The 16,252-nt window shown below is 36.0% G+C and carries 13 protein-coding genes, 1 other RNA gene and 2 pseudogenes; 2 read left to right on the plus strand and 14 right to left on the minus strand.

What is annotated here, in order from left to right:
* Positions 1-87: 87 nt before the first annotated feature.
* Positions 88-1,284, minus strand: a complete 1,197-nt coding sequence (gene sbmA / locus B9T33_RS08505; protein ID WP_086178501.1) for a peptide antibiotic transporter SbmA — start codon at positions 1,282-1,284, stop codon at positions 88-90.
* 554 nt (positions 1,285-1,838) lie between these two features.
* Here sbmA and B9T33_RS08510 point away from each other — a divergent pair.
* Complete coding sequence (locus B9T33_RS08510; protein ID WP_086178502.1) at positions 1,839-2,033, plus strand: hypothetical protein; 195 nt, start codon at positions 1,839-1,841, stop codon at positions 2,031-2,033.
* Positions 2,034-2,633: 600 nt separating this feature from the next.
* Here the strand turns inward: B9T33_RS08510 and B9T33_RS16585 are convergent.
* The 13 genes and pseudogenes from B9T33_RS16585 to ssrA all read right to left on the minus strand — a co-directional run.
* Positions 2,634-3,044 (minus strand): annotated as a pseudogene (locus B9T33_RS16585) (HD domain-containing protein); the annotation flags it as partial.
* A 313-nt stretch (positions 3,045-3,357) separates the two neighbouring features.
* Positions 3,358-4,140: pseudogene (locus B9T33_RS08520) on the minus strand (hypothetical protein); the annotation flags it as partial.
* 274 nt (positions 4,141-4,414) lie between these two features.
* Positions 4,415-4,909 (minus strand): Bro-N domain-containing protein, encoded by a 495-nt coding sequence (locus B9T33_RS08525; RefSeq protein ID WP_086178504.1) that lies wholly within the window; start codon positions 4,907-4,909, stop codon positions 4,415-4,417.
* Between the two features lie 2 nt (positions 4,910-4,911).
* Positions 4,912-5,127: a transcriptional regulator gene (locus tag B9T33_RS08530; protein ID WP_086178505.1), complete on the minus strand. Its 216-nt coding sequence runs from the start codon at positions 5,125-5,127 to the stop codon at positions 4,912-4,914.
* 106 nt (positions 5,128-5,233) lie between these two features.
* Positions 5,234-6,835 carry a hypothetical protein gene (locus B9T33_RS08535; RefSeq protein ID WP_143224005.1) on the minus strand — a complete coding sequence of 534 codons (1,602 nt, stop codon included), beginning with the start codon at positions 6,833-6,835 and terminating at the stop codon, positions 5,234-5,236.
* 516 nt (positions 6,836-7,351) lie between these two features.
* Positions 7,352-7,786, minus strand: a complete 435-nt coding sequence (locus tag B9T33_RS08540) for a hypothetical protein (protein ID WP_086178507.1) — start codon at positions 7,784-7,786, stop codon at positions 7,352-7,354.
* Positions 7,787-7,817: 31 nt separating this feature from the next.
* The gene (locus B9T33_RS08545) at positions 7,818-8,420 is read right to left on the minus strand and encodes a hypothetical protein (protein ID WP_228145804.1); all 603 of its coding nucleotides are present in this window, start codon (positions 8,418-8,420) and stop codon (positions 7,818-7,820) included.
* Positions 8,421-8,974: 554 nt separating this feature from the next.
* A complete protein-coding gene (locus B9T33_RS08550; RefSeq protein ID WP_228145805.1) occupies positions 8,975-11,200 on the minus strand; it encodes a YfjI family protein in 2,226 nt (741 codons plus the stop codon).
* 1 nt (position 11,201) lies between these two features.
* Entirely contained in the window at positions 11,202-11,411 is a 210-nt protein-coding gene (locus B9T33_RS08555; RefSeq protein ID WP_086178508.1) for a helix-turn-helix domain-containing protein, read from the minus strand.
* A 3-nt stretch (positions 11,412-11,414) separates the two neighbouring features.
* The gene (locus tag B9T33_RS08560) at positions 11,415-11,630 is read right to left on the minus strand and encodes a transcriptional regulator (protein ID WP_086178636.1); all 216 of its coding nucleotides are present in this window, start codon (positions 11,628-11,630) and stop codon (positions 11,415-11,417) included.
* 120 nt (positions 11,631-11,750) lie between these two features.
* Positions 11,751-12,479 carry a hypothetical protein gene (locus B9T33_RS08565; protein ID WP_086178509.1) on the minus strand — a complete coding sequence of 243 codons (729 nt, stop codon included), beginning with the start codon at positions 12,477-12,479 and terminating at the stop codon, positions 11,751-11,753.
* 19 nt (positions 12,480-12,498) lie between these two features.
* A complete protein-coding gene (locus tag B9T33_RS08570; RefSeq protein WP_086178510.1) occupies positions 12,499-13,728 on the minus strand; it encodes a tyrosine-type recombinase/integrase in 1,230 nt (409 codons plus the stop codon).
* A 179-nt stretch (positions 13,729-13,907) separates the two neighbouring features.
* Positions 13,908-14,266, minus strand: a transfer-messenger RNA (tmRNA) gene (gene ssrA, locus B9T33_RS08575).
* 129 nt (positions 14,267-14,395) lie between these two features.
* Here ssrA and glpK point away from each other — a divergent pair.
* The gene (gene glpK, locus B9T33_RS08580) at positions 14,396-15,880 is read left to right on the plus strand and encodes a glycerol kinase GlpK (protein ID WP_086178511.1); all 1,485 of its coding nucleotides are present in this window, start codon (positions 14,396-14,398) and stop codon (positions 15,878-15,880) included.
* The last annotated feature ends 372 nt before the right edge of the window (positions 15,881-16,252 follow it).

A 16,252-nucleotide genomic window follows, 5' to 3' on the forward strand; every position in this document is an offset into this window, starting at 1 on the left:
ATTGATTTTATTTAAATATAAAATCAATCAATTAAAACCATAAAAAAAACCTGCTTTTATTGCAGGCTTTATTTTAAATTCAAATTTTCAATTATTAATTTTAGCTTCAAATGCTTTTAAGCGCTTATAAATTGACAGTAATTCAATAATCGTCGGCCATGATGCAATCAAATATTGAAATGATTCTCGTACCTTGCCAAATACATTCATAATTTGCATCAATAAACCTAAAGTCAGCACGCCTGCGGCAATACTTGGAAATAAAATAAAATAGCCATATAAGTTATCGAGCTGTATGTACCAAATTCGAACTAAATTAAAATAGGCATAATGGAAATAAAGTCGGAAGTAATTCACGCGAACCTTACTAAACAACTCTTTTAACGTGAGTGGATCAGCACGGTCTTGATAATCTTCCCCATACACCAGTTCTTTACGATATGCAGCTTCAACTTTTTGATTATTAAATTCCAGACCAGGGAGTTTATAACCCACAAGCATTAGTATAATGGTGCCCAATATTGACCAAGTGACTGCTGCCCAAACCAAGGCATGTGGAATTTCACCTACGATTGGTATTGCTTTGACATGAATGGACAACGTAAAAAGTACAGGTAAAAAAGCAATCAATTTCATGACGGCTTCAACCAAACTCACACCTAAATTTTCAGTGGTTTTGGCAAAGCGCATCGTGTCTTCTTGAATACGCTGTGAAGCACCTTCTATATGACGCAGCTGATCCCAATGCTGAATATAGAACTCATTCATGGCAGTACGCCAACGAAATACATAGTGACTGACAAAGAATAAGTTAAATACTGCAATCGTGACATAAACCATAGCGACATAAATAAAAGTCAGTGTGCCCAAATAGAGATCTTTTACATCACCCCCACCAGAACTCAACATTCTCTGAATCATGTCGTAAAATGGGTTATACCAAGCATTAATCACCACATCGACTTCAACGCTAAACCAGATGTTAAATAAAATGAAAGCCGTGCCCCATACCGACCAAGCTTGCCAAGGATTGTTTGATTTCCATTTCCAAAATAAAGCAAAAAGTGTCGTTGCTGCTAAAAACCAAAGATAAAACCAAAGAAATGCAGGTGCCCAAAAGCGGCTTACCCCAATAGCTAATTCGGCTTTATGGTAATTTTCAGGAAGGCCAATGATTGTGCCCCATTCACTACCACCACTGTACCAAAGCACAACATTAATAAAGAACCAGAGAATAAATGACCCAAAAAACCATTTTGGATTTGGGAAAAAAGACTTAAACATGGGTGCAAATGAATCCTTACTTTTTTGATTTTAGGACATAGGCCTGTGAATCAATCACTGTGGCATATTTTTTTAGCTTCTTTAAACTTTTATATCAGCAATCACTAATCATATCGGATGCAAAGCAAACTTTCAGCATCACTGCCAACTGAGGTCTTCAACATATGAAACCTAGATTTCTCAATCTAATGTGAACAGCTGAAATGAATCTTAATCCAATACAGCTGAAGATTCACTTCTCTAAAATTTAAAATTATTTCGATTTACCCGTGCTGATGCATCATTTTGCTCGCTTGTGCCTTGAGCCAAAGAAGTTGATTTACTATGGGTTTTCACCCCCAATAATTTAATTTAAAATTTGTTACAATATGTATTTTTTATTATTGTAATCAATGTTTAATTTTTATCAAAACTGGTTTTCCACCATTTTTTAAACTTAAGTTATGGAATTACATAAAAATATATTGTTTGAGAATCTTCTCATTATTTACAAAAATAGTTAATTCACCAATAATATGCTAATCTCGAATAACAAACATACTTGGGGAAGTAAAATGGAAAATGCTATCGTTGAACTCTTAAAACCAGTGACATTAAACAAAGAAAATTGCAGTCCTTTAGTTTTTGAATCAGGTACTGTGCTTAAAGTTGTAATGCAAACACCTGAAGGTTTATTGGTCAGCAATGATAACAATTTTAATTTTATGATTTCACTAAAAGACAAAAATGATATTTGGCGCGAAATTTAAATTTGCGGTAAATGTTCCGGTTATAACCCTTTTGGATTTATACTTCCTTACATTGAGTTGGTTACAACCGGAAAGTTTCAAACCTAATAAAAAATAGATAAACATTTGATTCTATAATTAAAAATTATAAGTATTTTGAATTTTAATCCTATTCACTCTATTTTCTAAATAGCATTGGTATTGAGACGTGTGCCGAATAAGCTTTGTGACATCATTTCAATGCAAATTAGGTTTGAAGCCAACAAAATGAAACTTGTTGAACGTCTTAAAGATCTCCATGAATATCTGTTGATCTGCCTCAGTCTGAAAGCTGCCTGCAAAATATTCAGCATCGGTTGCTAGAACACTTTTCAAAAAGACCTGTCCGCTCGGTATGAATCCTCTACGCTGACAATAGGCAAAATAAGCACTCACATCTTCAAATAAAATCCACCATTCCTGAGCACTTGATATATGGATACCACCCAATGGGTGTTGTTGATCAAACATAGCATTCAGTAGGTACTGGTAATTTGTTCGTAAATCTTGATATTCAAACTCTGGATAATCCGTACCTAAAGCAAGGGCTGCGATATGTTGATGAATCATTTGCGCATTGAATAATATTGTTTCGACTTTCTGATATTGTTTAAACCGCTCTAAATCTTTAGCACGGATAGTCGACAATCTGGATAAATCCATGTTGTCGTGTAAATCTGCCAATTTTACGGTACAAGCCATATGATTTTTTGCAGTACGCTGCGCAGCTTGAAATCGATTTTCACAATCTTGTTTCGTCACAGCAACAATGGCATTGATGATGTTGTGATTGAAGCCCATTTCTATTAGTTCGCTGATAGAGGTTGGCGTATCTTCCAAGATATCATGGAGTACAGCCACAATTTTTTCATCGTTCGTCTGTACATTTTGCATGACACGTAAAGGATGCCCGATATACGGTTTTCCCGCTTTATCGTATTGTTGTTGATGACGAGTCTTCGCCAATAAAATTGCGTGTTCTAAAGTTGAAATATGCTTTTCCCTACTTTATTCAATTCGTTTATTTTTAATAATATAAGACCCATCATTTTTAACAGCAAACTATGTCCTGCGAGCAAGTATTTATTGGGACTTAAAAACAAATGTGCTATTGATGAGCCTGACAAGATGATGATCAGGAATTAGGACTTATTATAGGTGGTTTTTATAAAAATGTATGGATAAATAAAGACTTATTCGTGACGTTCATTGCTTCGTTGATCATTATTTTTTTAATTTTAGATTTTTGCACAATGAAAAAGTAAAGGGGTTTCCCCCTTTATTTCAATCGCTATTTGCTTTGCTCTTAGAAAGTAAAACCAAGGTTTAAATTGACACGGTACATCCATTTATCACTGTTGACAGATGTCGCTGAAGTAAAGCCTGTACCATTAGTTGCACCACCAATAATATTGGCGTTTTTACCCCAAGTGTAGTCTGCCCATACCATAAACGGTGATGCGATAAACACTGCACCCGTAGTATTCATTTGCGAAGCTGACCAGTCACTGCGTTCTTTGTCTAAATAACTGTAGTCATTGTAGAAACGAATGGTTTTGAGTTTACCCATATTTTGTACAGGTAACGTATAGGCCAAATTGACACTTGAAACTGTGCCTTCAGAGGCAATGAAATAGACAGGTGTTAAACCATTTGCGCCCATCAAGGTCATGTCATTACTTACACCTTCAGGGTTTTCAGCATCATATTGATAATGAATCACCGAAGACTGTAAATTCCAACGTTGGTAGTTGCTGTTGGTATTAATTCCAGCGGCATAATAACTACCGTCATCACGGGTCGTTTTGTTATGCAATTGTGCAGCAGATCCGGATATACCGACCTCGTGTTTCCCGATTTGATCATTACCGAATTTACGTACAATACGGGTATTCAGCTGATTGTGCTTTTCGTTTTGATAAGCGGCTTGAAATGGTAAATGATTCTCTGAAAGATCATCGTAAGTAGCTGACCCAGGCGAATAACGCAAGTTGGTTTCTAGCATACGAGGGTAATAACCGACTTTCACATCCCATTCAGGATTGTTGTAGTTCCAGTTAATCCCCGGCGCGATGTTGTTGCCATAGCCTTTACGTAATTTGACGCTCATTCCTCACATAGTGACGAATTTTTTTCGCTGTTTCATTTTCCATTACACCCCAAACTACATCAAAATGAGTATCTGCATTTAAGTAATTGCTTGCTCATTTATCTAATTCATTGAGAAAGTTACTCTCCACAATATCAATAATTAAGCCGACTGCAAGATCGTAAATACTAGCTAACCTTACTTGATCATCTAAAACTGGTTGATATTAGCCGGCTTAAATTTAAGATTTGATATCTAATATGTCACCCAAACCTTAAAGTTCGAGTTCAAGCTGTAAATTGCTTTTACATTTTTCAATTCGAATAGCATTTATGTGCTTTTCTTGCTTACGGCGGTGCATACCCATGCTGTGAAATGTGCCTTTTTCTTTTGATATTTTCTCTTGCATACAAAGGTATTTTAATTCTTCGTAGGCTGTTTGACGTGCCAAATAGCTGTCTGTCTTTCGAATAGTCGGAAGTAACTCAGCAAATACCCACTTTTGAAATTTCAAAGCTTCTGGTTTGGTTAATCCTAAAATTATACGGTATAGATTTTTTTCACTGATAAATATCATGCTTTGATAACAGCTTATAGTGAGGATATACAAACTATGTGTACCCTTTGGATTTAAATTAAATCTGCTTGGGTTGGCTCTTTTCATATCCAAAGCCTTACAAACATCAGCAAGACAAAATAGTGGTTCTCCATTTGCATCAAAAGCAACACGAACATTGTATTGATTAAAATTAGAAATAGATGGGTTCATGATTAAGCCTCCAACACTGCAAGGCTTTGCTTTTGACCGTTATGCCACGCTACAAGCTCAGCATAGTCGAAATAGACTGAGGCCTGTTTGCTCTCCCCTGTCTTAATTGGTCGGGGAAATGAGGCATCAGTGCGCACGATATGACGTAATGATTCACGACTTACGTCTAATAACTCGCAAGCTGTTTTAAATTGAACACGAATTGGTTTGATAGTCATAATTAAACCCACATATACAAAAATATAGTGGGCTTAGTATGTTTTTGATTTTAATTACTTTGTTCTAGTTAGAATCATTCCAATTCTAGTTAGAATGACTTTCGTTCTAGTTAGAATCTCTAGCCTTTTTTAGCCAGTCTGCGACCGTGTGCTTACTTGGAATCTCTTTATTATTTTGATCTGCATATGCTTCCAATACATTGAATGCTGAGAATGGCTCAGGGGGCAAGTCAGCCATTTGGGATAAGATCGAAATAATTCTTAGAATATTATTTCTTTGTCTTGAATTAGGGATTTCCTGTTCTGGACTTAATTGAACATCAGAATCTATTGGCTTGGGTTGAGCAGCTTCAAGTTCTGTAATTCTAGCTTTTAGCTGGTTGGTTTCAGATAGCGAGGATTGATTATCTAAAATGAGTAATGATGACTGAAGTTTCTCTTGCTTTAACTCACTTTCGAGCTGCTTGAGTTCTTTTAACAGTTGAGCGCGTTCTTTTTGATAACTTTCTGGTGAGGCATATCCAATTAATGGGTCTCCATATCTTGGCAGAATTAATAATGATTGATTGTCGTTAAAACCACTAATTACATGATTACGCTCATATAGAAATCGCTGCAATGATACTCTTGGTATCATGCCATCATCTTCAATATCTAGATTATTTGCTCTGATACCATTTTCGATAACCTTTACAGCTTGAATATGCTCACCATATCTCCATGCATCATAAGTGAAATCACCGCTATCTACATAAGCCTGTATTTTCTCGGGCTCATCAAAAGAAATAAAACAAGCTGACTCGATAACTGTAAAATAATCATTCATAGCCAAAATTTTGATATGAAGTGGTATCTGATTTTCTATTTGCTTTGAAGTATTTTCTTTTGGATCTTTGATTAGCTCAGATTCATTTAAGTAGTTCGTAATGCTATCTTCAAATAGTTCATAATCATCTATCTTTAAATCAGGCACATCATCTTTCAATATATTTAAATATTGAGCATCCCAAATATTGCTGTTTTCTGATGGATTGCTCTTAGATAAATCATCATTAAAGCCTTTTATTATAATTTGTTGGTTAAAAAATAATTGTTTTAACTCATCTTTTTGTATCGAGAATCTGTTATCAAAGTCACGGTCAAAAAAAACAAGAATTGATGTGACATAGTCATCAATTAGAGCTAATTTTTCCATATTATGTGGGAGATACGAAGGTATACCATTCTTTAATATCTGTTTTACATCATTATCAGAAAAATAATCATTGGACTCAAAATTTCCTAAGTTCAAAGAGCGATTTCCAATAATATTTTTTATATCTTCAGCACGAAAGTAAGAATCTATTGATAGGTCTTTTATCAAATCTAAGCTGTATAGTTCACTTCTTTTCCAATAAGTATTTGTAAAGTCTTCTGGGATATCATTTTCATCAAAAATTAAAGCGTGCTTATATTTTTCATCATCCGCTAGTTTGGAAAGTATAGAATATGTGTATTCAAACTTCCCCCAATTCCAATCATCATTAGAATGAATAACATGATATTTATCAGCATTATATGTTGGAATATTTGTTTCAAAACTTTGACTGATTAGAAAAGCTGCCACATAACTTAGGGGTGTTTGTTGTGTGGTGGCAAGCACCTCTAAAGCTTCTCTAGTTGAGGTAAATTCTCTTAAATTTTTTTTTGCTAAATCTAATAATTTCAAATCTAATGCCTCCCACAGCATCCCCAAATAAATAGCTAAGCCAATCGAATTGGGTATCCGACTTTCGGGAGCAAACCTAGACTTAGCAAACTGAATATAAACGATATTTAATTATAATTGTGTATATTTTGGCATGTAATACGACATAAGTTGTCACTTAGCCTTTTCAAATTAAAGAATACTCTGAACTGCTATTTCCTCTAAATAGTGAGCGAACCATTGCATCATATTAGCTCTGCCCTCTAAATATTGAGCCAATAAAAAAGCCCTTAAATATTGAATTTAAGGGCTTTTTCAGGAATTTGGTGGGATGGCGTCAATTGAACTAAGAAAATAAGTAATTGATATTTATTTAATTTGTTAAATTTAAAAACAAAGGGATACACGTAGGGATACAAAATATCTTTTCTTAGATATCAATACGCCAATGAATTGAGGTGATTAAATGCCCCTAATAAGCTACATTTCCTTAATAGTATTCAAGTTTTATCAGGTTTAAATTTTTTCATTCAAACTCTACGACAATTGTAGAAAGTAAATCTCTACAAAATCTCTAACCGAAATGTAATCAGAATCCTTTAACAAATTTAAAAGTGATTTAAACTTTTCAAATTGATCTTTTTCATAAACTCTCGAAAAATACGCTTGTAATTTTTTTTCTAAAGTAACTATCGGTCTATTCGCCATAAATTGAGCTTTATATGTATAAGATAAATTACTTAGTGCTTGTTTATGCTTTGACTCCAACCGCAAAATATTGGCTAAATCTTCATGCATTGAAGCATCAATTACTCTAGTCGAAACTAGATCAAAGCCTGAACTTGATGCATGTCGTAAATATAATTCCTTTTGTTCATGTAAAAATTTCCACGCATCATCATATTTTTTTTCTTTTATTGACAATTTTGCTAACTTTTTCTTGTACGCAGCCTGACCTAACAAATCCTGCATCCCTCCCCCCCCTATTTATCTAATTATCGATTTATAAATTTTTGTAATCAGTTTTCATTTTTTCTATAGCTTCACTAAAACCATCCAATTTTACTTCGTTATCCTTGTTATATTCATAAGGCCACTCTTTGTATCTCGTATAGGCTATCTTCCCATTCATCATCTGTTTAAGAACTTTTAAAGGTGTTTCAGATATACCCTCATACCCATAAATCGCTGCATTATCATCTATTTTTATAGCACTAGATGTTCTGGGATAATGATTTCTTCCAATCAAAATTGAATATTCACCTTTTGAAAAATAGACAAATATGTCAGATGCATAAGTGCTGATCGAACAACTTTTTAAACCATTAAAGCGATCTTTGGAACAATGAACATTCCACTTTGTCTCGAAACCATCTTCAGGATAATAAGTTTTCTTCTCAACTTTTAGATTCGAATATTTTTTATCCTTGTTAGTAAGTAAGGTCTCACCATTACTTTCCCTAAGTTCATATATAGTTTGGGCAAATAAAAGCGGACTAGCCATCCCACACAATAATATTAATAATTTAAGCAAAATATCCCCCCTAAAAAATACTAGTTCAATTTTTTGTAGAAAGTTTCTTAATTTTAGAATGTTAAAAATCATAACCTACTGGCTCATGGTTTTCACATGCATTTTTGATATTAACTAAAAATGTTAGGTTTTGTCAGGTTCTTTAGGGCATTCGGAAATTCAAAATAATTGAAAAGTGTTATTTAAGCCAAGCTTTTACGTAACGCTCCGAAAACTCTTTTTATGGACTATAAAAATTAGTAATAATTAAGATTTTTCTGACATCTAACGTGTCGGAAAACTCCCTTTCCAACGTGTGCATAAACTCCCTTTTTTAAGGACTCCGAAAATCTAATGAAACAATAAGATTAGAGTAAGGTTTTATCAGTATCTAGAGATAGCCGAAAAATCTTAAAGGGCAAGGTTAGGGTAAGATTTTATTGGAATCTAACGTGTCCAAAAATTATATTATTTTGCTTATCTAAGATTTTTCGGACATCAATGACCACAAGATTACAACAAGGTTTATAAAATACCTTTAGGGACTGAAAAAACTCTTTTTTATGGACTCTAAAAATTATTATTTTCATAGAATCACAAATGACAAAACCGACAAAACTATTGAAGTAATGTCAGTTTTGGCAGTGCTACTTTTGCGAAAAGTAGATTTTAGGGTTTATCAAATAGCGTTTACTTGGTCGCCCACCTCTTACCGATGATTCAATTTCTTGCTCATTCAGCCATTCATAATCCACAAGTAGCTCAAGGGCTTCATTTACAGCATTCAAGTCTGTTAAACCTTTCCAATTTTTACGATGCACTTCTCTTGAACTAAAGCCATCACTTCGCCATGAATCATTTATATTGAGCTTTTTTAGCTTCATTGCTAAAGCATTAGCTTTAAACGTAGCAGAATGTAAAACCATGCCATAAATGCGCCGTGCATGGCTTTCTAAGTATTCACACCATTTAATTGCCATTTCTACGCATGAAAGGCTTATACCCCCTATACGCTCACCTAATTGCACTGAATCAATAAGATGAAATATTAAAGCCAAAGATGGCATTAACTTTCCAAACTTCGATAAATGCTCTTGAATAATTGCATGCTCTTCATTGGGGATAGTGATGCCATTTAATTGAGTTGACCATGTTTTATAGGCTTCTTGAGCCTCTTGTGTAAATCGAAAATAAGGTCGAATATTAAATTCATCACTTGGTTTTGCCCCCAATAGAACTAACTCATGTTCATTGAGTTCATCAAGCTGTTTAAACAAACTAAATACAGCCTCTTTAGCATCTTTATTGCTCTTGCTATCTGCATATTGCCATTGGGCTAAATCAGGATAAATGAGCAATTGAAAACGCTGTAATAAGCCGTCATTCCCCATCCCTCTAATTGTCTTTTCTAAATAGCTCATTAATTTATCAGGCTGAATACCACCCAATACTGATAAACAGTGATTTTGAATATATCCTGAACCTCTTGTAATACGATCAAATTGATATGAACCTGTGCCGTTCCATCCCTCTAGATAAAATGCTCGTCCTGTATCAGTATCATTTTGATCTAATGAACTGAGTAAGCCTATAAGTTCATCTCGAATGACTAAAATGCCGTTTGGATTACTTCTTTCTAAATCCGCCAATGCTTCGGGTGAGCTGTCATTGGTGAAGTAACGTTTTAATACAGGTCTGTGATTCACTTCGGTTTGCATTTCTGCAATATCTTGAGCGAGTTTTAATTTTTCACTTTCCTCTTTTGCTTTATCTAATTTTTTAACCAGCTCTTTTTCAGTAGATTTAAAAACGATACCTTTGGCAATATTTTCCTTTTGCTCGAGTTCATATTGTTCTTTAGCCTGCAATACAAGTCGATCTAAATGCCGTGTTCCTGCACTTATTGCGGGCGACTTCTTGCTACTCGGTGGCGCAATAATTCCGCCCCATAAGTTAGGTACAATCGAATAATCATCTAATTGTTTAGGCTTGATAGCGACTCTCGCACCAATCAATGCACCCAATGAAGTTAATAAACACACGGCGACTAAATCAAAAGTCATGTTATCCGCTCGTTTGGCTTCATCCGCACAATAGGTATATACATCGGTCGGAAGCATATCTTTTGTAATTTTCTTCACTGGTAATAATTCAGATTTTATTTGTTTGGGTTCTTTCCAAACTTCCTGAAATATTGGTAACACTTGAATTGCCTCACCTATAAACGCTTGTACCTCTTGTGCTGTTTCATATTGTGTAATTTCTATAAAAGTTCCATCACTTCGATACTGGTCTATAAGCTGTACTTTTTGGCTTTGTGCTATTTCGAGTAATATTTCTTTATTTTGTGGTCGTGTCGGGATATATAGCTGTTTATAACCTGCACCCCATAACTGATTTATAACTGCTTCAATTATGTTTAAATCAGCTTGTTTTAATGCAGTATTTGTTGTTTTACACATATCAGGCAATATTGCTAAAACAACAGCATAATCAGTTCTTGCCACGCTAAAAAATTCTTCTAATTCGCGCGCGATTATAACAGGTCTGTCTTTATGCAATTGCCCATAATATGCAAATCCTTTAGCTAAACCTCCATCAGGGAATATTTGAACAGTCTTTTTATCCTGAAGTACCGCACACTGAATCAGTTTTAATTGCCCGTTATAGATTGGCAATATCATTGGGCTTTCATATTTCACGCCATCTATATCAACGACTGTATTATCAATATAGATGGGTTGTTTAGGGCTACCATTTGATTCAATGATAGGGTGACGCATAAATGCGCCGTCCTGTGGATTAAGTCTTATACAATTTGCTAATATATCTTTAGGCTGTTCTAAGCTCGGGCTTTCAAGAGTATCAGTCATGTTAGCCCCCTATAAGCTCATATCGAGCATGAATGCCTTTTCCTGAATCATTATCCTCGTCATGGGTTTTAATATCGTAACCCGCACAACGTAATTCAAAAATCACTGCACTGAGTCGATAGCAATTACATAAGGCAATTGCTTCTCGTTGAGTAATACTTTTACCTTGTTGCAGATGTCGAAGAATATTCGCTTTATGAGTGATACGCATAAATTAAACCTCCTCAGTTGTAAGGCTTAACTTTTGCTTTTCGTGCCATGCCATAAGCTCGGCATAATCGAAGAAAACTGCACTTTGCTTACTTGTTCCCGCCTTAATCGCTTTCGGAAAAGATTCATCTGTACGCTGTAAATGTCGGAGCTTTTCACGGCTGATATCTAAAAGTTCACAAGTTTTTTTGAACTGAAGGCGCAAAGGTGTAATAGTCATAAACATACCTGTATTTGAAAAAGTAAAGGTATTATTTAATTTAATTACAATGATTTAAATGCTTGAGCTAGCTCAATGCACACTTATGTTGCACGAAGTACAGTTTGCTTGATAACAGTATTATTTCTTCTTTTTACTGTATTTTTCACTCAACCAATTACTAACAGTTCTTGGGTCATTAACCCCTATTTCTAGGTAAATCTCCCGAGCACATTGTGCATATGAATGGTATTTCCCCTTTTCATATAGTTCATATGCTTTTGCTTTTTTTAATTCAAAAACCATTTTTCTGGCTTGAGCGCCTTTTTTATGAATATCTACTACATGTTTAGGCTGTTTTTTTAATTTTTGACCTATATTAATTGAGTTTTTTATCCTCTCATTGAGAATATTAATTGCTTGAGCCCAAACAAAAAATCTATCAAATGCTATGAAAAATGTTGAGATTATTTGTTTTGAATCCCTACAAAATTGTAAATTCTCTAAATCGTTTAACAAGCTTTTTTTTTCAAAACAAATATCACTTAAGAGAACTACATCATTAAAATGAATAAAGTATCGCATTGAATTATAAATATTATTTATGTCAACTTTGAGTACTTCTGATAATCCTGTATTTTCTAAGTCTTCATATAAATTATTCCTGAAACCCAGTAATAATTTTGAAAAATCATCCTTTTCAATTTTCATTATTTGGCAAAAAAAATCGTAACTATAATTAAATTGATTTAACGACATTAAGACCATGCTAAAAGATGGTTTATTTTCGTCTAAGCGTAATTCTTCATTAAACTTTTTTAGACTTTTTAGTATTTTTATATCTTCAGTTGTAAGTGAAATTTCAGCCATATTTCTGTCCTATAATTAATTAAACATTTCTTTTAAATTGAATTATTGATTGATCTGCTATTTCTTCTAAATGATTCGCATACCATTGCATCATATTGGCTCTGTCTTGTAAGTACTGAGCCTTGTTATACACGCCTGCTACACCATCTTTTACATGCGCTAAAGCCGATTCAATATGACGCTCATCAAAGCCACGATTATTTAAAAGCGTACTGGCTATATGCCTAAAACCGTGTGGCGTTTGTCGCCCCTCATACCCCATACGGCGCAAAGCCATAATAAAAACCGTATCCGACTTTGGCTTACTCTTATCTGAACGACTTGGAAATAAAAAATCAGAATTAGTATCGTAGCTTTTAAGTTCATTCAGAATTGCTATGGCTTGAGTCGGTAAAGGCACAACATGCTCACGGCGTTTCTTCATCCGTTCTTCGGGTATATTCCATACAGCATTTTTAAAATCAAACTCATCCCATTTTGCGCCGCGCAATTCACTAGGACGACAAAACAGCATAGCAAGCAACTGCAACCCCATACGAACATCCATCGTAGGATAATTATTGATAGCTCTCAGCAATGCAGGTAGTTCTTTTTCGTCTACATGTGCCATATTTGTTTTTTTGCCCTGCTCTAAATATTTCTGAATACCCTCCAAAGGATTGTAATCAATACGACCTGTGACCTTTGCATAATCGTATATATCCCGACACATTGCCCGCATACGATTTACTTGTTCAAAAATGCCTTTCTCTTGTTGTATCCCTTTTAACAAGTTCATCCATTCAATTGGTTTAATCGTTGTATATAGGCGCTTACCAAAAACAGGAAATATGTGCTTTTCCAATGCACCTTTATTGCGTGTCATGGTATCAGCTACCCATGAGTTTAGTTTTGTATCTAACCACTCACGAGCCAGTAATTCAAAAGTCGCATTATTTTGTTCTAGCTCTTGTCTTTTCCGCTCTTGTTTAGAAATGATTGGGTTTTCACCTTTAGATACATCATCTAAAAGCTCTTTGGCTTTTTTACGTGCTAATTGCCCTGCAACTTCGGGATAGCCACCAAGTCCAAGCCACGACCACTTACCATCAGGCTTTTTATATCTCAATTGCCATGACTTGTTACCATCAGGTTTTACTCGAATATATAAACCATTGCCATCAAGCTCTCTATATTCTTTTGATTCAGCTTCAAGATTAGCCAGAACGGTGTCAGATAAAGGACGGCGTTTTATTTCAGTTCTTTTCATTAGCCTTGTATCCCTTGTGTTCAATTTTTTCTCAAGGATACACGTAGGGATACACGAAGCGCAATACTATATGCTTTTATGTTTGGTTATGTTTAGGCAAGAAAAAAGGCCTAAACCCTTAAGATTTAAGCCTTTCCGTTTTATATTCAGTTATATTTCGTCATATAAAACTAGGTATTTGGTGGAGATGGCGGGAGTTGAACCCGCGTCCGCCAGCACTACGCTCGAGAATACTACATGCTTAGATATCGTCTATTGTTTTAACTCTTTGTGACCCGACGAACAGGGTACAAATCGCGATCCTCTAAGTTTAGTACAAAGCCCCGAGGCTTGGCTTTATACGGACTTGTGTGCGTGCGCTTCAGTCGGACTCTCTAACCACAAGTATTCGGAGAGGCGGACAAGCTGCCCTTAGGCAGCTAGAGCGTATGATTCGTCGTTTGCGACTAAAAAATGCAAATTTGATTTACGAGAGAAAATGCGCTCTCGACATGCATCTATGAGTTTCATCACCAGCGTCGAAGCCAGAAACATCCCCAAAGTGAGAGCAATCATAGCATAACTGAATATAAATACGATGTATTTTCTACACATTTACACTTTTGAATGCGCTTAATTACATAATTGCGCTAATATTTTATATTTCAAGACCTCAAAAGAAAAATATATGAGCTATTTACTTGCACTCGATCAAGGGACTACGTCTAGTCGTGCGATTATTTTTAATGAACATGGACAAGTTCAGGCAACAGCTCAACGCGAAACCCATATTCAAACCCCGCATTCAGGTTGGGTCGAGCAAGATGCCCAAGAAATTTGGAGTACCCAAATTGCCGTCGTTCAGCAAGCCCTCGCCTCTGCTCGCATCCTCGCCAAAGACATTAAGGCTATTGGTCTAACCAACCAACGTGAAACCACTGTAGTGTGGGACAAGCGTAATGGTCAACCACTTGCACCAGCCATTGTTTGGCAAGACCGTCGTGCTACAGAATGGTGTGGACAACTCACTCAGCAAAACCTCAATGATCTGATTCATAAAAAAACAGGGCTACGTATCGACCCCTATTTCAGTGCAGGCAAATTAGTTTGGTTACTGGAGCATGTGCAAGGCTTACGTGAGCTTGCAGAACAAGGTTATGTCGCTTTTGGTACGATTGACAGTTGGTTGGTGTGGAATCTAACCCAAGGTGCAGAGCATGTGATTGAAGCCAGTAATGCATCTCGTACTATGCTGATGAACCTGCAAAAACAAGCTTGGGATGAAGAATTACTTGAGCTGTTTAATATCCCACATTCTGTTCTACCTAAAATCATTTCTTCAGATCAATACGTTGCCGATACCGCCACAGGTTTACTCGGCGCAAATATCCCGATTACAGGTATTTTAGGTGATCAACAATCTGCGCTGTTTGGTCAATCTTGCTTTGAAGCAGGCACGGCAAAAAACACTTATGGCACAGGTTGCTTCATGCTGTTCAATACAGGGAATGAAGTTCAATATAGTCAAAATAAATTACTTTCTACACTGGCTTGGCAGGCTCAAGACAAAACTACCTATGCTTTAGAGGGCAGCGTGTTTATGGCAGGTGCCATCGTGCAATGGTTACGAGATGGTTTAGGGATTATTCAAAAAAGTAGTGATGTAGAACGACTGGCATGTCAGGTTGAACATACCGATGGCGTGGTTTTGGTCCCTGCCTTTACAGGACTCGGTGCACCGCATTGGGACAGCGATGCGCGTGCCCTACTCTGTGGCATGTCACGCGGAACCAATAAAGCTCACATTGCCCGCGCTGCTTTGGAGTCCATCGCCTTTCAAGTTTCAGATGTCTTAACAGCCATGCAATCTGACTTAACCAATCCACTCAAAGAGCTTCGTGTCGATGGCGGTGCCAGTAGCAATGATATGCTCATGCAATTCCAGGCCGATATTTTAAACGTGCCTGTATTACGTCCGAAACTATTAGAGTCGACTGCATGGGGCGCAGCCGCTATGGCTGGGTTAAAATCGGGCGTATTTTCAAATCTCGATGAAATTTCAGCATCTTGGAAACTTGAACGGGCGTTTGAACCGAAAATGAATGCCGATCAACGTGAATATCATTTAGCTCAATGGCAATCCGCTTTGAAGCGCGCAAAATCCGACCTTTAATTCTTTAGCTCCTTTTACATCTTTCAATAAAAAACCGCTGCTTAGAGCGGTTTTTTTATGCTTCAGTGCTATTTAACTGATGTTACTTCGTTACATCAGAAGCACAATTTGATTCAACAAAAAGAACGATACGCGCTAAGGTCATCCGCAAGTGTTTGAGGCAGGGCTACTTCTAATCCAAAATGTTTTTGCGATACTTTGAATAATTTGACTTTAGTGAACGAGTTTTGCGGATGGCAATGGTTTTCTTGCGGAGCATTGCTCCTCATTTTGCCTAATGAGAAGCGTGGCTTCGTAAGAGTACCTCCAGCCGAAGGCTAATCCCTTTATTCAAACCCTAGATGTAAGACTCCGTCGAATAGAATTAAAAAT

It is taken from the genome of Acinetobacter sp. ANC 5054, from assembly GCF_002135295.1.
Taxonomy (GTDB): Bacteria; Pseudomonadota; Gammaproteobacteria; order Pseudomonadales; family Moraxellaceae; genus Acinetobacter.